The 16,874-nt window shown below is 49.2% G+C and carries 26 protein-coding genes; 2 read left to right on the top strand and 24 right to left on the bottom strand.

Going from position 1 to position 16,874, the window contains the following annotated elements:
* Positions 1 to 83 precede the first annotated feature (83 nt).
* Positions 84 to 305, bottom strand: a complete 222-nt coding sequence (locus tag CFI03_RS29355) for a hypothetical protein (RefSeq protein ID WP_015847185.1) — start codon at positions 303 to 305, stop codon at positions 84 to 86.
* Between the two features lie 135 nt (positions 306 to 440).
* A complete protein-coding gene (locus CFI03_RS29350) occupies positions 441 to 1,064 on the bottom strand; it encodes a stage II sporulation protein M (protein ID WP_248762609.1) in 624 nt (207 codons plus the stop codon).
* A 121-nt stretch (positions 1,065 to 1,185) separates the two neighbouring features.
* Here CFI03_RS29350 and pdaB point away from each other — a divergent pair, with 121 nt between their 5' ends.
* Complete coding sequence (gene pdaB, locus CFI03_RS29345; protein WP_127497529.1) at positions 1,186 to 2,010, top strand: polysaccharide deacetylase family sporulation protein PdaB; 825 nt, start codon at positions 1,186 to 1,188, stop codon at positions 2,008 to 2,010.
* Positions 2,011 to 2,013: 3 nt separating this feature from the next.
* Here pdaB and CFI03_RS29340 read toward each other — a convergent pair whose 3' ends face one another.
* The gene (locus CFI03_RS29340; protein WP_201008882.1) at positions 2,014 to 2,637 is read right to left on the bottom strand and encodes a KinB-signaling pathway activation protein; all 624 of its coding nucleotides are present in this window, start codon (positions 2,635 to 2,637) and stop codon (positions 2,014 to 2,016) included.
* Between the two features lie 185 nt (positions 2,638 to 2,822).
* On the opposite strand from CFI03_RS29340, the gene gerD reads away from it, so the two are divergent.
* The gene (gene gerD, locus CFI03_RS29335) at positions 2,823 to 3,533 is read left to right on the top strand and encodes a spore germination lipoprotein GerD (protein WP_236013595.1); all 711 of its coding nucleotides are present in this window, start codon (positions 2,823 to 2,825) and stop codon (positions 3,531 to 3,533) included.
* Positions 3,534 to 3,641: 108 nt separating this feature from the next.
* On the opposite strand, the gene CFI03_RS29330 is transcribed toward gerD, so the two are convergent.
* The 21 genes from CFI03_RS29330 to rplF form a co-directional block, all read right to left on the bottom strand.
* The gene (locus tag CFI03_RS29330; RefSeq protein ID WP_248762608.1) at positions 3,642 to 4,736 is read right to left on the bottom strand and encodes an Mrp/NBP35 family ATP-binding protein; all 1,095 of its coding nucleotides are present in this window, start codon (positions 4,734 to 4,736) and stop codon (positions 3,642 to 3,644) included.
* A 97-nt stretch (positions 4,737 to 4,833) separates the two neighbouring features.
* Entirely contained in the window at positions 4,834 to 5,640 is an 807-nt protein-coding gene (gene cwlD, locus CFI03_RS29325; protein ID WP_248762607.1) for an N-acetylmuramoyl-L-alanine amidase CwlD, read from the bottom strand.
* A gap of 205 nt (positions 5,641 to 5,845) precedes the next feature.
* Positions 5,846 to 6,541 (bottom strand): phosphoadenylyl-sulfate reductase, encoded by a 696-nt coding sequence (locus tag CFI03_RS29320; protein ID WP_127497523.1) that lies wholly within the window; start codon positions 6,539 to 6,541, stop codon positions 5,846 to 5,848.
* A gap of 205 nt (positions 6,542 to 6,746) precedes the next feature.
* Positions 6,747 to 7,139 (bottom strand): 30S ribosomal protein S9, encoded by a 393-nt coding sequence (gene rpsI, locus CFI03_RS29315; protein ID WP_127497520.1) that lies wholly within the window; start codon positions 7,137 to 7,139, stop codon positions 6,747 to 6,749.
* An 18-nt stretch (positions 7,140 to 7,157) separates the two neighbouring features.
* Positions 7,158 to 7,595, bottom strand: a complete 438-nt coding sequence (rplM, locus tag CFI03_RS29310) for a 50S ribosomal protein L13 (protein ID WP_127497518.1) — start codon at positions 7,593 to 7,595, stop codon at positions 7,158 to 7,160.
* A gap of 201 nt (positions 7,596 to 7,796) precedes the next feature.
* The gene (gene truA, locus CFI03_RS29305) at positions 7,797 to 8,537 is read right to left on the bottom strand and encodes a tRNA pseudouridine(38-40) synthase TruA (protein WP_248762606.1); all 741 of its coding nucleotides are present in this window, start codon (positions 8,535 to 8,537) and stop codon (positions 7,797 to 7,799) included.
* 384 nt (positions 8,538 to 8,921) lie between these two features.
* Positions 8,922 to 9,287, bottom strand: a complete 366-nt coding sequence (gene rplQ, locus CFI03_RS29300) for a 50S ribosomal protein L17 (RefSeq protein ID WP_091190749.1) — start codon at positions 9,285 to 9,287, stop codon at positions 8,922 to 8,924.
* Between the two features lie 48 nt (positions 9,288 to 9,335).
* A complete protein-coding gene (locus tag CFI03_RS29295) occupies positions 9,336 to 10,280 on the bottom strand; it encodes a DNA-directed RNA polymerase subunit alpha (RefSeq protein ID WP_015847197.1) in 945 nt (314 codons plus the stop codon).
* A 126-nt stretch (positions 10,281 to 10,406) separates the two neighbouring features.
* The gene (gene rpsK / locus CFI03_RS29290; RefSeq protein WP_015847198.1) at positions 10,407 to 10,802 is read right to left on the bottom strand and encodes a 30S ribosomal protein S11; all 396 of its coding nucleotides are present in this window, start codon (positions 10,800 to 10,802) and stop codon (positions 10,407 to 10,409) included.
* Between the two features lie 20 nt (positions 10,803 to 10,822).
* On the bottom strand, positions 10,823 to 11,191 hold the full coding sequence (rpsM, locus tag CFI03_RS29285; RefSeq protein ID WP_015847199.1) for a 30S ribosomal protein S13: 369 nt from the start codon (positions 11,189 to 11,191) through the stop codon (positions 10,823 to 10,825).
* A gap of 18 nt (positions 11,192 to 11,209) precedes the next feature.
* A complete protein-coding gene (gene rpmJ, locus CFI03_RS29280) occupies positions 11,210 to 11,323 on the bottom strand; it encodes a 50S ribosomal protein L36 (RefSeq protein WP_003333770.1) in 114 nt (37 codons plus the stop codon).
* A gap of 45 nt (positions 11,324 to 11,368) precedes the next feature.
* A complete protein-coding gene (gene infA / locus CFI03_RS29275; RefSeq protein ID WP_015847200.1) occupies positions 11,369 to 11,584 on the bottom strand; it encodes a translation initiation factor IF-1 in 216 nt (71 codons plus the stop codon).
* A gap of 2 nt (positions 11,585 to 11,586) precedes the next feature.
* Positions 11,587 to 11,868 carry a KOW domain-containing RNA-binding protein gene (locus CFI03_RS29270; RefSeq protein ID WP_015847201.1) on the bottom strand — a complete coding sequence of 94 codons (282 nt, stop codon included), beginning with the start codon at positions 11,866 to 11,868 and terminating at the stop codon, positions 11,587 to 11,589.
* Between the two features lie 6 nt (positions 11,869 to 11,874).
* Complete coding sequence (gene map / locus CFI03_RS29265) at positions 11,875 to 12,633, bottom strand: type I methionyl aminopeptidase (protein ID WP_127497512.1); 759 nt, start codon at positions 12,631 to 12,633, stop codon at positions 11,875 to 11,877.
* On the bottom strand, positions 12,633 to 13,283 hold the full coding sequence (locus CFI03_RS29260) for an adenylate kinase (protein ID WP_127497509.1): 651 nt from the start codon (positions 13,281 to 13,283) through the stop codon (positions 12,633 to 12,635). Before CFI03_RS29260 ends, map begins: the two co-directional genes overlap by 1 nt.
* A gap of 89 nt (positions 13,284 to 13,372) precedes the next feature.
* Positions 13,373 to 14,674, bottom strand: coding sequence for a preprotein translocase subunit SecY (secY, locus tag CFI03_RS29255; RefSeq protein WP_127497507.1), 1,302 nt, complete (start codon positions 14,672 to 14,674; stop codon positions 13,373 to 13,375).
* On the bottom strand, positions 14,675 to 15,115 hold the full coding sequence (rplO, locus tag CFI03_RS29250) for a 50S ribosomal protein L15 (protein WP_015847205.1): 441 nt from the start codon (positions 15,113 to 15,115) through the stop codon (positions 14,675 to 14,677). It abuts the gene before it with no gap.
* A 44-nt stretch (positions 15,116 to 15,159) separates the two neighbouring features.
* Positions 15,160 to 15,339, bottom strand: coding sequence for a 50S ribosomal protein L30 (rpmD, locus tag CFI03_RS29245; protein WP_015847206.1), 180 nt, complete (start codon positions 15,337 to 15,339; stop codon positions 15,160 to 15,162).
* A 13-nt stretch (positions 15,340 to 15,352) separates the two neighbouring features.
* Positions 15,353 to 15,850, bottom strand: coding sequence for a 30S ribosomal protein S5 (gene rpsE, locus CFI03_RS29240; protein ID WP_015847207.1), 498 nt, complete (start codon positions 15,848 to 15,850; stop codon positions 15,353 to 15,355).
* Between the two features lie 30 nt (positions 15,851 to 15,880).
* Complete coding sequence (gene rplR, locus CFI03_RS29235) at positions 15,881 to 16,249, bottom strand: 50S ribosomal protein L18 (protein ID WP_127497502.1); 369 nt, start codon at positions 16,247 to 16,249, stop codon at positions 15,881 to 15,883.
* Between the two features lie 61 nt (positions 16,250 to 16,310).
* Entirely contained in the window at positions 16,311 to 16,853 is a 543-nt protein-coding gene (gene rplF, locus CFI03_RS29230; protein WP_127497500.1) for a 50S ribosomal protein L6, read from the bottom strand.
* Positions 16,854 to 16,874: the final 21 nt, after the last annotated feature.

Raw genomic sequence — 16,874 nt, 5'->3', positions numbered from 1 at the left:
TTCTCAGCGGCGACAAGAGATAATATATCATGGACGTCTATAGGATTGCAACCCTTTTTTTAAACTTTTTTTACTGGATTTTTCTACCTGTAATTTCGCACATTTAATGCATAACGGGACAGCTCTTTCGGAGATGCGATACGCGCATACATACGGAAGATGATCTTGTACCGTCTTGTTATAGCTTGCTTAATATCTCCGTCTAAACGATTGTCATTCAAATCAAGCAGCATCTCATCTAATTCTTTGCGCAGGACGTAATCGAGTTCTTTGCATTCTTTGTCGTTGAATAGAATTCCTAGCATAACTAATGTGCGCCCTCCTAAGCTGTATTGGCCCTGCAGCTAAGTTTTGCTGCGGCAATCGAAAGCAAAAGCGGCGTCTTGCGATTACGCATCACGACGCCGCCTTACTGTTATGCTCAATTAATCGGAAAAATATTACAACGAACTTACCCAAACGCTAACTGTACTTTCAACAACCGCCGCAACAAGCAACGCCACTGTTAGAATGACGACCACCGGAACGGATCTAATCATGAAATATTCGATCTCCCGGCCGGATTTGCCCGCTTCCTTCCCCGGAATAACGAGCCGTCCTATCGCCTTTAGCAAAAGGATGCCAAACTTCATCCCGTAGGCGCATGCCACTACGATCGCGGGGATCTCGATTATTCCGTGAGGCAGCAGCCCAAGTACAACCGTAAGCATATCCCCGGTCCCCTGCGTTTCTGCCACATGCTGCAGTAAGAAGCCTACAACCATGCCGTTAAGAACCAGGAAGAAAATCGGGATGATCCCGAAGATCGCACCTATATAGATGATAAAGATGGACTTAATCGCATTGTTTAAAAAAATAAAGACCATAAAGGCAAGCGTCGGATTCTCCGTCTGCTCCAAAGATTCGGCCACGTTGCCGAGCGCCTTCAGCTGCTGCTCGAGATAATCGCTAAACGCGCTGTTGGTTCCCCCGACGACAAGTCCGGCAAAAAACAAAATGAATCCAAACGCGATGTAGGGATTCATGATTTTGAAATGGGCTTTTATTTCTGACCAGCGAAACATGCCTCTTCTCTCCTTTGTAACTTCTTTATGAATTGGTTTGAACAAGCATGAATATCTTGGATGTGTACGAGCATAGGATTGTACTAGAACAAGCTTCCATTAGAAAGGAGAGCCTTATCAGATGAACTTTTTCTATGTACTGAACGGACGAAAATTAAAACGCAATTTCCTTCTTGTTCTCGCACTCGTATTCTCTGTAGGGGTTATTTACGCAGAAAGAGACAACATCACGGTATTCTCACCACAGCAGCCGGCCGCTATATACAGTGTCCCTACGGATAAGAAGGTCGTAGCCCTGACGTTCGACATTAGCTGGGGGGACAAGCGTACGGAACCGATTCTGAAGGTATTGAAAGACAAAGGGGTTACCCAGGCAACCTTCTTCCTGTCTTCGCCTTGGAGCCAGTCCCATCCCGACATTGTCAAAGATATCGTGAATGACGGCTTTGAGATCGGCAGCCACGGCCATAAGCATGACAACTACAGCAAGCTTAGCGACGAAGAGATTCGTACGCAAATTACAACCGCGCATACGATCCTCACCGACCTGACCGGCAAGCAGCCGAACCTGATCCGCCTCCCTAACGGAGATTTCGACAAACGCGTGCTCCGTATCGCGGAAGAGCTTAACTACAAAGTTATCCAATGGGATACCGATTCGATGGACTGGCTGAACATTGGAACGGACAAGATTATCAACCGTGTCGTAAGCCGTGCCCATAATGGAGACATTATTCTTATGCATGCCAGCGATTCGGTGAAACAAACGCATGAAGCACTCCCCGTAATCATCGATGAGCTTCGCGCGAAAGGCTATGAATTCGTAACCGTATCGGAGCTGATTAACCAAACCGAGTCGGAAGGCCGCGCCGTACAGGACAAAACGACCTCTCTTACGATGCTTGGACTCGATGATGCTGTGGCAGCAGCGGATACTGGCTATTGATTATTACGCGACCGGCTTTGCAGATGTTGCAGAGTCGGTTGTTGTATTTTTTTGAAGCAAGCGGTGCAGCATGAGGATCTGGTAAGCATTGCAGACAAACAAAGGGATAATCATAAAGACGATAGCCGAAATGTTGGTCTCCCCTTGCAGAGCCGGCCAAGCTTCCACGAAGGTAACGAAAAACATCAAAAACGCGGTTGGCACAAATGCGCTTGGTTTGGTCTGCTTGGCTTTGACGTAGGCCACGGCCAAGGAGCAGATCAAAAGAACAAGCGGCAGCACCCAGAAGAACCAGTTGTTGGTCCGCTGCTCATAAAGCATATAACCGAGGCCGAATACGGCAAACACCGTCGTATAGCCCTGGAGAGCGTTCCAGAGATAGCTTTTGCGGAAAATGCTTAATGCAATGTAATTCAGGGTCAGGTACGCAAAGAACCCCATTTGGCTGAATGCCCCTATCAATAAGCCGACCATCGCCATCATGAAGGCGTTGAATCCGGCAGCCTCAAGCCCCATAAATCCGAAGGACGGGTCCGTCCATTGCATGATCAATCCGCTGATGACTGAAACGACAGCCCCGACGGCCATGCAGGTCCAAAAAAGAAAAAACCATCTTTTCAAATTCATAATTCCGTTATCCTCCTTCACGTTCGGCGAGGACGGTGCCATTGTAAGCACTTTCCTGTGCCAACCATTATTTTACCACGTTCGTCATAAAAAGCTAACTACGAAGCCATGATAATCCCGTGAACTTTAACGCATACTACGTTTAAATACAGCAATGGTAATCATAGAAGGGAGATCGTGGGAGCATGCGCATGCGATTGGCTTTATTAACGGCGCTTTCCGCCCTAACATTTGTCTTAACAAGCTGCGGTGCGGAATCTTCAGGAGGCAACAACCAACAGATCAGCTACAAGGATATGAAGTCGATGGTTATCGACATACTGAAAACCGAAGATGCTCAAAAAGCTTTACAGGAGTCCGCCCAGCAAATGTCCGGCTATAACGGCAGCGGAACCAAGCTGTTGTCCGTTCAGGATCAGGAGCAGGTGCGCCTTGCCGTCAAAGACGTAATGGTATCTCCGGAATACGACAAGGTCATCCGGACTCTAATGACGGATACCCGTTTTGCCGGTGAATTCGCCAAGGCCGTAAACAAGCAGAACAAGGACATTCACAAAGAATTGATGAAGGACCCGACGTACCAGGAACAAATGATCAAAGCGTTCAAAACGCCCGAGATGGACAAAATGATTCTCGAAGTGCTGCAAAGCACGCAATATAAAAAGCAGGTTATGTCTCTGATGCAGGAATCGATGCAAAACCCTCTCTTCCGTCTGGAAGTTCTGGATCTGATGAAAAAAGCCGTACAGGAAGAGCTTAAACCAAAGCCGGATGAAAAGGTTGACAAGAAATCGCAAGACAGCGGAAGCGGTGGCGATGAAGGCTCCTCCGGGGATGAAAAACAAAGCGACGACGGCGGCAGCGGTGAAGGTGACGGCTCTGATTCTTCGACTTAACGATGACCTAACAAATATGACATAGATGAAAAGCTATAGATGCGCGAAAAGCCCGTACCGGGTCGAGAGCTTATGCTCTCTTCCCAGTCCGGGCTTTTATTTTTGCCATTAACGGCCGCATTTTTGAATAACTTGTTCGGCAATATCCAGATAAAGCGCACCTGTCTCACTGTCGGCTTTATATACCGAGGGCGAGAAATCCGGCTCGGAAATGTGATTATCCGGCTGTCCCAGCGGAATTTGGGCGAGCAGCTCCGCATGCAGGGATTCCGCAAGACGTGCTCCGCCGCCGCGTCCGAAAATATACTCCGGTTCGCCGCATTTGCTGCATTTGTAATAGGACATGTTCTCCACCACGCCAATAATCTCGTGCTCCGTCTTGATGGCCATAGCGCCCGCCCGGGCCGCTACAAATGCCGCTGTCGCATGAGGCGTCGTTACGATAATCTCTTTGCTCTGCGGGATAATCTGATGGACGTCGAGCGCCACGTCGCCCGTGCCCGGAGGCAGGTCAAGCAGCAGGTAATCCAGCTCGCCCCATTCGATCTCGGCAAAGAAGTTGCGGAGCATCTTGCCCAGCATCGGCCCGCGCCATACGATCGGGCTGTTGTCTTCCACAAAGAAGCCCATCGACATGACTTTGACGCCATAGCGTTCGATCGGGATAACGCGCTCGTTCACGATCTCGGGACGCGTCTCGATGCCCATCATATCGGGCACGCTGAAGCCGTAAATATCCGCGTCGATGATGCCGACGCGCTTGCCTTTGCGGGCTAAGGCGACCGCGAGATTGACGGTCACCGTCGATTTGCCAACGCCGCCTTTGCCGCTGGCGACGGCGATGAATTGAGTGCCGCTGCCAGCTGCGAGCAGCGGGCTGTCGATTCCGGCCCCGTGCCCTTGTACGGGGCCTTTTGCCGCGGCCGGCTGGCCTTTGCCGCCGGCTTGTCCTTGCGGCGCGGCAGCTGCGCCCGTGCCGCTCTCCAGCGCGCGAAACCGGCAATGCACGGTTTCGGCGCCAGCCCGCGCCAGCGCAGCGCGCAGCGCGGTTTCCAGCGAGGGACGAATGTCCTCGCTGGCTGTCAGGACCGTCATCGATACTTGACGGTCCTTCACGACAACATCGCGGACAGAAACGTTGTCCGCGCTATATTGGGCCGTCACTGAACCGACGGCTTCCAGAGCTTGTTCACGTGTCAACATGAATGAGTCCCACCTTTATGTAGAAGAGTAGTTGTAGGTGTAAGCGTAATAGTAGCTGCTTATTTAAAATGATTATAACATATTAAGCGGGACATGGTTAATTTGCCGGTTCAGCCTCCATGTCCGACGCGGCATCCGTCGCTGTGCCCGTACTCAGCTTTTCCCCCGACGAATATCGAAGAATTCCCTGATAGATCGAGGCGGCCACTTGTCGCTGGTAATTCGAATCGGCAAGACGCGCGGCTTCACCCGGATTGGACAGGAATCCGACTTCGACTAGCGCCGTTGGAATGTCGTTCAGCGCTTTAAGAAGGTACACGTTATTTTTGTCCATCACCGCTACCCTGCTCGTATTTCCCAGATTACGGCGGATTTCGTTTTGTATAAACGTGGCAAGCACCTGGTTGTCCGGGTGATTAGCCGGGTTAAAAAACGTTTGAGCTCCCGACCATTTAGCGGACGGAATGCTGTTCATATGAATGCTGACGACAAGGCTTGGCTTACTCTCCTTGATGTTGGCTACACGCTGCAGCAAATCCTCCGTCTTGCGCTTGGAATACCCCTTCGTATCCTGCCCTGCAAGATCGTAATCCCCTTCCCTGGTGAGCAGTACAATAGCTCCTGCCTGCTGCAGGTAATCCCTCAGGTACAGCGCAATCGCGAGGTTTAAGTCTTTCTCCACAACCCCCTCCTTGCTTACCGCACCGCCGTCAACGCCTCCGTGACCCGCATCAATCGCAATTGTTTTCCCCGATAAAGGAAGCGTCCAATAACTCCAGGTCCGGGATACCGGCTCGCTCCCTTGGGTAAGCAATATCCAGGTCAATACAAGCGCTGCCATGCCACCCGCAATGCGGAGCGCTCCTTTATAGGTCATCCAGACGACCAAACGTTTTCGGCGCATAAATAAAACCACCCCGTTCCCCTACAAATGATCTCCTTATCATTTATATGGGACGAGGTGGTTGTTTATGATGGCCAAGCAGCAGTTAGACTTTGCTTAGCCGCATTCATTTTGAATTAGAGCAGGTTCCGTGCCATACCTTCAATCAGAATCCTTGCCACTTCCAGACGAGAGAATTCCGGCGGAGGGAAGGTGCTTAACGATCTTATTTATGCAGACCGCATTCGGTTTTCTCTTGACCGGACCAACGTCCCGCGCGAGGGTCTTCGCCAGGCATAACTTGGCGCGTGCAATACTCGCAGCCAATGCTTGGGTAGTTGTTGTCATGCAGTGGATTGTAAATTACATCGTTCTCACGGATATAATTCCATACGTCTTCCGAAGTCCAACCAGCAATTGGATTGAATTTGATCAGACCGAATTTAGTATCATATTCAACCTTCTTCGCATTGGCGCGTGTTGGAGCCTGGTCGCGACGGATCCCTGTAATCCATGCTTCGTATTTAGACAGTACTCTCGTCAGCGGCTCAACCTTGCGGATATTGCAGCAAGCGTTAGCGTCGGATTTCCACAGCTCTGCGCCATGACGCTCTGCTTGCTCTTCTGGCGTGATTAGCGGTTTAACTTCAACAAATGGAATACCTGGGTAACGCTCTACCATGCGGTCACGCGTCTCATACGTTTCTTTGAAGTGGAAGTCTGTATCCAGGTAGAAAATATCTGTTTTCGGGCTGATTTTTTGCAGCATGTCGACCAGTACAACGTCTTCCGCACCAAAGCTGCATGCAAACGTAATATTAGGGAAAGCTTCAACCGCGTAAGCCAAAATCTCTTGTGGCGTCGCATTTTCAAGCTCTTCCGCTTTTTGTTTAACCAGCGCTTCTTTTTCGAACAGGTTCATGGTTTTGCCCTCCATTTGTAATTCCAAGTAAATTCATATGCTATTAATTAAAGTATACGTTCTAATGCGTAAATGATCAATAATAGTTTTAACCAAAATGAAATAAAGTTTTGCCTATTGCCTATGGATCCGCATGAACATGCACTCTTTTGAAAAAACAAAAAAACACCCTCTCTGCAAGCAGAGAAGGTGTTTGGTTTCGATATTAACGTTTCGAGAACTGTGGCGCGCGACGAGCCGCTTTAAGACCGTATTTTTTACGTTCTTTCATGCGTGGGTCACGAGTCAGGAAGCCAGCACGTTTCAGAGCTGGACGGAACTCAGGGTCTGCTTTAAGCAGAGCACGGGAGATACCGTGGCGGATAGCGCCAGCTTGACCAGCCATACCGCCGCCGTTAGCGATAACGATAACGTCGTAGTTATTCAAAGTTTCAGTCAGAACCAATGGCTGCTTAACGATCAGCTTTAATGTTTCCAGACCAAAGTATTCGTTCAGGTCGCGTTTGTTAACAATGATTCGTCCTTCACCCGGCACCAGACGTACACGTGCAACAGAGTGTTTACGACGACCGGTTCCATAGTATTGTACTTGTGCCATGAAACTGTCCTCCCCTTATTAGCCGCGAAGTTCGTAAACTTCTGGATTTTGTGCTTGATGCGGATGCTCCGAACCAGCGTATGCTTTAAGTCTAAGCTTCATTGCGTTACCTTGGCGTGTTTTTGGCAACATGCCGTGAACAGCCAATTCGATAGCGCGGTCAGCTTTTTTAGCGATCATTTCGTGAGCTGGCGTTACTTTCAAACCGCCAGAGTAGCCCGAGTGACGATAGTACATTTTATTTTGCATTTTCTTGCCAGTCAGAACGATTTTCTCAGCGTTGATTACGATAACGAAGTCACCAGTATCAACGTGAGGAGTAAATTGCGGTTTGTGCTTGCCGCGGATCAGGCTAGCAGCTTCAGTAGCCAGACGGCCAAGTGTTTTGCCAGCAGCATCGATGATGTGCCATTTACGCTCAACTTCATTAGGCTTAGCCATATACGTAGTACGCATGGATGATCCTCCTTAGTTCCATTACAGTTAAAGTTTTATTAAACAACGTTTCACGTTTTTACAGTTAGTTGAATCGGGTGTTGCATGCCAAGTTTGTGTCAGTCTTAGTCGGGGCTGTGGGATAGCCACTAAGAAAGCACAAGTTATATTCTACTATAAATAATGGCCTAAATCAAGAAGTTATTAATTGTTAATTCGCTTTTATTCCGGGTATTCAACCTTCATCAGCATCAGACCGTGAGGCATCGCTGTAGGGCCGGCAAGAGATCGCTTGCGGCCTTCCAATATGCGCGCCATATCTTCCGGATTCAGCTTGCCGTGGCCGACTTGAAGCAGCGTGCCCATCACGATTCTGATCATGTTATAGAGAAATCCGTTACCTGTCATATACATATGGAGCATTTGCCCTTCACGCTCAAGATAAGCCTCGTAGATAGTCCGAACATGATGCGGCTTAGTCGAGTGTATGGACGTAAATGAAGTAAAGTCATGTTCCCCCACAAGGAAGCTAAGTCCCTTCTGCATGGCTTCAACATTAAGCGGTGTAGGATGATGAAACGCATAACGGCGATAGAACACATCCGGAAACTTCCCCATGTCAATCGTGTAGCGATACGTCTTCCGCTTCGCGGAACGCCGGGAGTGAAAAGCTTCCGGCACTTCATGCGCTTCGAGAATGACGATATCCTTCGGCAGGCGCGTATTCAGGGCAATAGCCCAACGCTCCGCCGGAATCGTGGATTCCGTCAGAAAGTTGAACACTTGTCCCGTGGCATGCACGCCTGCGTCCGTTCTGCCCGATCCGAGAATAATAATATCCTCGCCGGTCAGCTTCTTGATTGCCAGTTCGATTTCCTGCTGGATGGTCCGACCGTACGGCTGAGACTGAAACCCGTTAAAGTCCGTCCCGTCGTAACTTACCGTCGCTGCTATATTCCTCATCCTTCATCACTTCCCCATCTGTTAACAACACACGTAATTAACATTCAATCCCCTTAATTCAAAAGGGTGGACCCTTTTCGACCTCATTTTTTATTGCCTAGCACGAAGTATGTGCTTCGCTGGCGGCGTGCGCGGAATAAAAGGTTTTGACCGAAGAAGCGGTAGCGTTCGCCTTTGTTCCCGGATTTCAACCGCTTAAGCGAGTTGTTAGAAGAAATCCGGGAACAACAGCGATCGAGGCAAAACCTTTTATGCAGCGCAGTCATTCGCCAGTGTAGCCTGCCTTCGATGCAGGCAATAAAAAAAGGTGGCCTCAAGGGTCCACCCTTTCTCACCGCGAAACGTAGCTCAACCGCTTAGAGCGGCGAGCTGATTACGCTTGTGTTACGCACGGTCAACCAGTTCCAGGTACACCATAGGCGCAGCGTCGCCACGGCGAGGTCCCAGTTTCAAAATCCGTGTGTATCCGCCCGCACGTTCCGAGTAACGGGTGGCCAGCTCGGAGAACAGCTTTTGGATTGCATCTTGCTCTCCATCAACAGTTTCACGACGAACGTATGCAGCTACTTGACGACGAGCGTGCAAGTCACCTTTTTTCGCTTTCGTGATCAGCTTTTCAGCGATAGAACGAACCTCTTTCGCTTTAGCTTCTGTTGTTTGAATGCGCTCATACAGGAACAGGTCAGTAACGAGGTCACGGAACAATGCTTTCCGCGCGCTAGCGTCACGGCCCAATTTTTGATATGCCATTTTGTTTTCCCCTCCCTTGCCTATAGTCTGTTCTAGATGTTCAAGCTTCTACTCTTCCATGCGCAGGCCAAGACCCAGCTCTTCCAGCTTCTCTTGAACTTCCTCGAGGGATTTACGGCCCAGGTTACGAACCTTCATCATGTCCTCTTCGGATTTCGTAATCAGCTCTTGAACAGTGTTAATGCCTGCACGTTTCAAGCAGTTGTAGGAACGAACAGACAGATCCAGTTCTTCGATTGTCATCTCCAGAACTTTTTCTTTCTTGTCCTCTTCCTTCTCGACCATGATTTCCGCGTCTTTGGCTTCATCGGTCAATCCGACGAACAGGTCCAAATGCTCTGTCAAAATTTTAGCGCCAAGGCTTACAGCCTCTTCCGGTCTAATACTGCCGTCAGTCCATACTTCAAGCGTAAGCTTGTCGTAGTTGGTTACTTGACCAACGCGGGTATTTTCAACGCTGTAATTGACACGGGTAATTGGCGTGTAAATCGAATCAACGGGAATAACCCCAATCGGTTGATCGTCCCGTTTGTTACGGTCCGCTTGGACGTAACCACGTCCGCGATTGGCAAAAATTCGCAAATGGAGCCGCGCGCCGGAGGCCAAGGTTGCGATGTGAAGATCAGGGTTCAAAATCTCGACATCGCTGTCAGCTCGAATGTCCCCTGCCGTAACGATTCCTTCGCCTTCAGCGTCGATTTCCAACACCTTTTCTTCATCGGAGTGGATTTTCAACGAGAGGCCTTTCAAGTTCAGAATGATCTCAGTTACGTCCTCGATCACCCCAGGAACCGTAGAGAACTCGTGAAGCACTCCGTCGATCTGAACAGATGTTACTGCCGCACCTGGCAGCGATGACAACAAAATTCGGCGAAGCGAATTTCCAAGCGTCGTGCCATATCCACGCTCGAGCGGTTCTACTACGAAACGCCCGTATGTTCCATCCTCATTCAAATCTACGGTCTCGATTTTCGGCTTTTCGATCTCAATCACTAATAGTACCCTCCTTCAAACGTCGCTCCGTTACCATTCGTATTGTTTAGTCAAACCTCGTAGTATGCCAAACCTTCACAACCATTATTCACAAGTTGTTGTTATTTGATACCACAGCGGATCCAACTATACGCGACGACGTTTCGGCGGACGGCATCCGTTGTGAGGAACTGGCGTTACGTCTTTAATCAGGTTAACTTCCAGACCAGCTGCTTGAAGCGAACGAATCGCTGCTTCGCGGCCTGCGCCAGGACCTTTAACCATAACCTCAACAGCTTTCATGCCATGCTCCATCGCTGCTTTAGCTGCTGCTTCAGCTGCCATTTGCGCTGCGAAAGGCGTGGATTTACGCGAACCCTTGAAGCCCAGGTTACCGGAGCTTGCCCAAGAGATTGCGTTGCCATGAGGGTCAGTGATCGTTACGATCGTGTTATTGAATGTCGAACGGATGTGTGCTACGCCCGACTCAATATTTTTCCGGTCACGACGTTTTGTACGAACGACTTTTTTAGGTTTAGCCATTGCCCTATTTCACCCCTTTATTATTTCTTCTTGTTAGCTACAGTCCGACGAGGACCTTTACGCGTACGCGCATTTGTTTTCGTACGTTGACCGCGAACAGGCAAGCCACGACGATGACGAACGCCACGGTAGCAGCCGATCTCAATCAGACGTTTAATGTTAAGCGAAATCTCACGACGAAGGTCGCCTTCCACTTTAACGGATTTGTCAATTGCTTCGCGCAATTTAGCAAGTTCGTCTTCTGTCAGATCGCGAACGCGAGTATCAGGGTTCACGCCAGTAGAAGCCAGAATCTTTTGCGAAGTTGTTTTGCCAATACCGAAAATGTACGTCAGGGCGATTTCAACGCGTTTATCACGCGGAATATCTACACCAGCAATACGTGCCATAAGCCATTGTCCCTCCTTTTATCCTTGTTTTTGTTTGTGTTTCGGATTTTCACAAATTACCATAACGTTGCCTTTACGACGAATGACTTTGCATTTTTCGCAAATCGGCTTTACCGAAGGTCTAACCTTCATTGTGAATTACCTCCCGAATCCTTCGAGAGCAAACCGCGAGGCGGCCTACTTCCGATAGGTGATGCGCCCTCTTGATAAATCATAAGGCGATAACTGTATAACCACTTTGTCCCCAGTCAGAATACGGATGAAGTGCATTCTGAGTTTACCGGAAACATGTGCGAGAATTTGATGACCGTTCTCCAGCTCCACCTTGAACATGGCATTCGGCAGCGGTTCGATTACCGTACCTTCGACCTCAATGACGTCTTCCTTAGCCACCGTCATTCTCCTTTCGCATGTGCGTACTTCTGAATCACATAACGTAACTTGGCATTGGTCACCCTGCCCGTTTCAAGCAAGCTGCTTGTAACTTCGCTGCTTATAGCGGGTTGTAACTCGAGATGCAGAACGTTCTTTTTCTTCGGTTGATCAAACCTGCGCTTATCGCCATCGACGATCAGCACGAAGCGTTCGTCAACAATTTCAATAATAACAGCATAGCTGTTCTCATCTTTGCCCCGAAGCACCTTAACGATTTGACCGATTTGCGGTTGCTTATCCATAACAGATTACACCGACTTCGGTAGTTTCGTCAAAATTTCGAATCCGTCCTCCGTTACGGCAACCGTGTGCTCGAAGTGAGCGCACCAAGAGCCGTCTTCCGTTACGACCGTCCAATTGTCTTCAAGCGTGCGAACGTAACGTTCGCCGATGTTGACCATAGGTTCGATGCAAAGCACCATTCCTGGCTTAAGACGCGGCCCGCGATCCGGAATGCCGTAATTCGGAATTTGCGGTTCCTCATGGAGGTCCTTGCCAATACCGTGTCCGACAAATTCCCGTACAATCGAAAAGCCCGCCGCTTCGGCAACCTGTTGAACCGCATGCGATATTGTAAATAAACGAACATCTGGGCGGACCAGATTAATCCCTGCGTACAGAGACTCTTCCGTCACCTCAAGCAACCGCTTGACTTCATCCGATACGTTGCCGACCGGATAAGTCCAGGCCGAGTCGCCGTGATAGCCTTTGTATTGCGCTCCAATGTCGATGCTTATAATATCGCCTTCGTTCAACTTACGAGGTCCGGGAAAACCGTGTACCAGCTCGTCATTTACAGAAGCGCAAATGCTGGCAGGAAAACCATTGTAACCTTTGAAGGATGGCTCAGCGCCTTGGCTGCGGATGTACGCCTCGGCCAGCTGATCGAGCTCCTGGGTCGTAACCCCGGGCTTTACCGCTTCAGCCATAATCCGGTGCGTTTCCGCTACAATGCGGCCGGCTTCCCTCATATATCGCAGCTCCGAATCGGATTTGCAAATGATCATTACAATGAACCTCGCAAGCAGGAAACAATCTCGGCCGTAACCGTATCGATTTCCTTCTCGCCGTCGACTTCGCGAAGTAGACCTTTACCGTTGTAGTAGTCAAGAAGCGGCGCGGTTTTCGAGATATACTCGTCAAGACGCGTTCCGACTTTCTCTTCCGTGTCATCCGACCGTTGGTACAATTCGCCGCCGCATTTGTCGCAGACGCCTTCTTGTTTCGGTGGGTTGAACATTACATGGTATGTCGAGCCGCAGGCTTTACAAATGCGTCTGCCAGTCAGACGGGCAAGCAGCAAGCCGCGGTCAACTTTCAAATTAACAACATGGTCAATGCTGAGGTTCAATTCGGCAAGCATAACATCAAGCGCTTCGGCTTGCTGCAGCGTACGCGGAAAACCGTCAAGCAAGAAACCTTTATTGCAATCGTCTTGAGCAAGACGTTCTTTGACAATACCGTTCGTGATCTCATCGGGAACGAGTTTGCCTTGATCGACATACTCTTTCGCTTTAAGACCGAGCGGAGTCCCCTGTTTCATCGCAAGACGGAATGCATCGCCTGTCGAGATGTGCGGAATACCGAACTCTCCAACGATACGTTCTGCCTGCGTACCTTTACCGGCCCCCGGAGGACCCATGAATAAAATGTTCATTCATTCTTCCTCGCTTTAAGCACAATAGGCTCGTGCGGGTTCCGTCCATCGCGCCTGCGACGTTACGGAATCCCGGTCGGAACCTATTGTTATTTATTGATAAACCCTTTGTAATGGCGTTTTATCAACTGGCTCTCGATTTGCTTCATCGTATCAAGCGCAACACCGATAACGATAAGAAGCGAGGTACCGCCAAGTCTTACCGAAGCAGGCAATCCGGCGATTTCGCCGAATACCACTGGCAACAAGGAGATAACGGCCAGGAAAATCGCACCCGTCAGCGTAATCCGCGACAATACGCGAGTCAAATAAGAGGATGTTGGTTTACCAGGACGAATGCCCGGGATGTAACCGCCATTCTTCTTCATCTGATCCGCCATTTGAACCGGATTGATCTGTACGAATGTATAGAAGAACGTGAACCCGATAATCAACAGAACATACAGTACCATGCCAAGCGGCTGCGTGTATGTCAGGTTATGCATGATCCAATCTGCCCAAGCGGCACCAGACCAGAACTGAGCGATTGTTGCCGGGAACATCAATAACGAGATTGCGAAAATGACCGGAATAACACCTGCGCCGTTCACTTTCATTGGTATGTGAGTCGATTGACCGCCATACATCTTCCGACCAACTACGCGTTTAGCGTATTGAACCGGAATCTTACGGATACCTTGTTGTACGAAGATTACCCCTACAATAATCAGTACAATCGCCACTGCGATCAGTACAACTTTGCCAATGCTCCAGAACAGATTGCCATCTTGCGATGCAAATTCTGTCGAGTAAATCGTACGAATATGTTGCGGAATGCTTGCTGCGATGGCGGCAAAAATCAGAATCGAGATACCGTTACCGATACCGCGCTCCGTAATTTGTTCGCCAAGCCACATCAGGAATGATACGCCCGCTGTCAGAACGAGAGCGATGAGCAAGTAGTCGACAAATGTCGCATTTGGAACCATCTTATAGCTGTATTGACGATTGAAGCCGATTGCTGTTGCAAAACCTTGCAATAAACCAAGGATTACCGTGCCGTAACGTGTAATCTGCGCGAGCTTTTTCTTCCCGTTCTCGCCTTCCTTTGCCCATTCCGCGAATTTAGGGATAACGTCCATCGATAACAGCTGTACGATGATCGAAGCCGTAATGTATGGCGCGATACCAATCGCGAAAATGGAGAAGTGGTACAACGCACCGCCGGAGAACGTGTTAAGCAAACCGAACAGATTTACACCGGATTGGTCAACCTGTTTGAATACATCTTTGTCAACGCCTGGCGCCGGAATAAAAGCTCCGATGCGATAAACAAGCAGTATGAAAAGGGTGAAAAGGATCCGCTTGCGCAAATCCGCCACTTTCCAAATGTTGGACACGGTGTTAAACAATTAGATCACCTCGGTTTTACCGCCGGCAGCCTGGATTTTCTCTACCGCAGATTGAGAGAACTTGTTTGCCTTTACAGTCAATTGAACCTTAACTTCGCCATTACCCAAGATCTTAATGCCCGCCAAAGGATTTTTGATGATCCCTTGCTCAAGAAGAACTTCTGGAGTAACTTCGGAACCTGCTGCAAATTTGTTCAGCTCTTCAATGTTAACGATAGCGTACTCAGTGCGGAAACGGTTATTGAAACCGCGTTTCGGCAAACGACGGTACAATGGGTTTTGGCCACCCTCGAAACCAGGGCGTACACCGCCGCCGGAACGAGCGTTTTGACCTTTATGACCCTTACCAGAAGTTTTACCGTTACCGGAGCCAATACCGCGACCTTTGCGCTTAGCCACTTGCGTGGAGCCTGGTGCTGGTGCGAGTTCATGCAATTTCATCGTTCTTGCACCTCCTTATTTATTTCTTATAGCAAGCAAGTTGCTTAAACTTCTTCTACTTTGATCAAGTGGCTTACAGCATTAATCATGCCGCGAACAGCCGGGCTGTCGTTCAAAACAACGGATTGGTGAATTTTCTTCAGACCGAAGGATTCAACAGTCGCGCGTTGTTTTTCGTTACGGCCGATCACACTGCGAACGAGGGTGATTTGCAATTTTGCCATCCTATTCCCCTCCTTAACCTAACAGCTCTTCGACAGTTTTTCCACGAAGCTTCGCAACATCTTCCGCGCGCTTCAGGCGGGAAAGACCTTCAAGCGTTGCGTTAACCATGTTCATGGAGTTCGAAGAACCAAGCGATTTCGTCAGGATATCGCCTACACCAGCCAGTTCGAGTACTGCACGAACAGGACCGCCGGCGATAACACCTGTACCTTTGGATGCCGGTTTCAGGAGAACTTCACCTGCACCGAAATGTCCAACTACAAGATGGGGAATTGTTGTTCCTACGAGTGGAACGTGGATCAGGTTTTTCTTAGCGTCTTCGATACCTTTGCGAATCGCATCAGGTACTTCGCCCGCTTTACCGATCCCTGCGCCTACGTAGCCTTTGCCGTCGCCGACAACTACGAGCGCACTAAAGCTGAAACGACGTCCGCCTTTAACAACTTTAGCAACGCGGTTGATGTGGACAACTTTTTCAGTCAGTTCTAACGTATTTGGATCTACACGCAAGTCGATTAACCTCCTTATAAGTAAATTCGACTAGAATTCCAGACCAGCTTCGCGTGCTGCTTCAGCAAGCGCCTGAATTCTGCCATGATACAAGTAACCACCACGGTCAAATACGATTTGGGATACCCCTTTCGCTTGAGCGCGTTTTGCGATCAATTCGCCAACTTTGCGAGCTGCTTCAACGCTGCCGCCATTGCCGATTGCTTCTGCCAGTTCTTTATCCACTGTGGATGCGGATGCAAGCGTTACGCCTTGTACGTCATCGATCAATTGAGCATAGATATGCTTCGCCGAACGGAATACCGAGAGACGTGGACGAGCTACCGTTCCGTTGATTTTTTTACGAACACGCAAGTGTCTTTTCAGACGAGCCTTGTTTTTATCGCCTTTCGTAATCATTCAAGGTTCACTCCTTTCCTTCTGCCTTATACCGCTATTTTAAGCAGCCCAATCAGACTGCTTATTTCTTCTTACCAGCTTTACCTTCTTTGCGGATGATGCGTTCGCCTTCGTACTTGATACCTTTACCTTTGTAAGGCTCTGGTTCGCGCACGGAACGGATTTGAGCAGCAACAGCGCCTACGCGCTCTTTGTCGATACCGCGAACAGTGATCTTCGTGTTCGCTGGAACTTCGAACTCAATACCGGCTTCAGGTGCAATCTCCACTGGGTGGGAATAACCAACGTTAAGAACGATCTTATCGCCAGTTTTGTTCGCACGGTAACCTACGCCTACCAGCTCCAAGTTTTTCGAGAAGCCTTCAGTAACGCCGCTCACCATGTTAGCGATGACGCTGCGAGTAGTTCCGTGCAAAGAACGATGCAATTTATTGTCGGAAGGACGTTCGATTACGATCTCGTTCTCCGCAACGTTCACTTTCATATCCTTGTGAATTTCACGGGAAAGGGATCCTTTCGGTCCTTTTACAGTAATAACCGAGTTGTCCAGGCTGATGCTTACGCCAGCTGGTACTGTGATCGGTTTGCGACCAATACGGGACATTGTTACACCTCCAATCTTGTG

The sequence above is a fragment of the Paenibacillus sp. ATY16 genome (genome assembly GCF_003399985.2).
Lineage (GTDB): Bacteria > Bacillota > Bacilli > Paenibacillales > Paenibacillaceae > Pristimantibacillus > Pristimantibacillus glycanilyticus.
This window is presented reverse-complemented; position numbering and strand designations above follow the sequence as displayed.

Excerpts from the sequence above, each read along its gene's own strand:
- rplF (WP_127497500.1), bottom strand. The coding sequence starts at position 16,853 with ATGTCCCGTATTGGTCGCAAACCGATCACAGTACCAGCTGGCGTAAGC.
- CFI03_RS29340 (WP_201008882.1), bottom strand. The coding sequence starts at position 2,637 with ATGAATTTGAAAAGATGGTTTTTTCTTTTTTGGACCTGCATGGCCGTC.
- rpsK (WP_015847198.1), bottom strand. The coding sequence starts at position 10,802 with ATGGCTAAACCTAAAAAAGTCGTTCGTACAAAACGTCGTGACCGGAAA.
- rplR (WP_127497502.1), bottom strand. The coding sequence starts at position 16,249 with ATGATTACGAAAGGCGATAAAAACAAGGCTCGTCTGAAAAGACACTTG.
- pdaB (WP_127497529.1), top strand. The coding sequence starts at position 1,186 with ATGAACTTTTTCTATGTACTGAACGGACGAAAATTAAAACGCAATTTC.
- gerD (WP_236013595.1), top strand. The coding sequence starts at position 2,823 with ATGCGCATGCGATTGGCTTTATTAACGGCGCTTTCCGCCCTAACATTT.
- rplO (WP_015847205.1), bottom strand. The coding sequence starts at position 15,115 with ATGAAATTGCATGAACTCGCACCAGCACCAGGCTCCACGCAAGTGGCT.
- truA (WP_248762606.1), bottom strand. The coding sequence starts at position 8,537 with ATGAGGAATATAGCAGCGACGGTAAGTTACGACGGGACGGACTTTAAC.
- CFI03_RS29320 (WP_127497523.1), bottom strand. The coding sequence starts at position 6,541 with ATGAACCTGTTCGAAAAAGAAGCGCTGGTTAAACAAAAAGCGGAAGAG.
- CFI03_RS29355 (WP_015847185.1), bottom strand. The coding sequence starts at position 305 with ATGCTAGGAATTCTATTCAACGACAAAGAATGCAAAGAACTCGATTAC.
- rpsM (WP_015847199.1), bottom strand. The coding sequence starts at position 11,191 with ATGGCACGTATTGCTGGTGTAGATATTCCGCGTGATAAACGCGTTGAA.
- map (WP_127497512.1), bottom strand. The coding sequence starts at position 12,633 with ATGATCATTTGCAAATCCGATTCGGAGCTGCGATATATGAGGGAAGCC.
- rpmJ (WP_003333770.1), bottom strand. The coding sequence starts at position 11,323 with ATGAAGGTTAGACCTTCGGTAAAGCCGATTTGCGAAAAATGCAAAGTC.
- cwlD (WP_248762607.1), bottom strand. The coding sequence starts at position 5,640 with ATGCGCCGAAAACGTTTGGTCGTCTGGATGACCTATAAAGGAGCGCTC.
- CFI03_RS29270 (WP_015847201.1), bottom strand. The coding sequence starts at position 11,868 with ATGGATAAGCAACCGCAAATCGGTCAAATCGTTAAGGTGCTTCGGGGC.
- CFI03_RS29330 (WP_248762608.1), bottom strand. The coding sequence starts at position 4,736 with ATGTTGACACGTGAACAAGCTCTGGAAGCCGTCGGTTCAGTGACGGCC.
- CFI03_RS29350 (WP_248762609.1), bottom strand. The coding sequence starts at position 1,064 with ATGTTTCGCTGGTCAGAAATAAAAGCCCATTTCAAAATCATGAATCCC.
- rpmD (WP_015847206.1), bottom strand. The coding sequence starts at position 15,339 with ATGGCAAAATTGCAAATCACCCTCGTTCGCAGTGTGATCGGCCGTAAC.
- rplQ (WP_091190749.1), bottom strand. The coding sequence starts at position 9,287 with ATGGCATATCAAAAATTGGGCCGTGACGCTAGCGCGCGGAAAGCATTG.
- rplM (WP_127497518.1), bottom strand. The coding sequence starts at position 7,595 with ATGCGTACTACGTATATGGCTAAGCCTAATGAAGTTGAGCGTAAATGG.
- CFI03_RS29260 (WP_127497509.1), bottom strand. The coding sequence starts at position 13,283 with ATGAACATTTTATTCATGGGTCCTCCGGGGGCCGGTAAAGGTACGCAG.
- rpsI (WP_127497520.1), bottom strand. The coding sequence starts at position 7,139 with ATGGCACAAGTACAATACTATGGAACCGGTCGTCGTAAACACTCTGTT.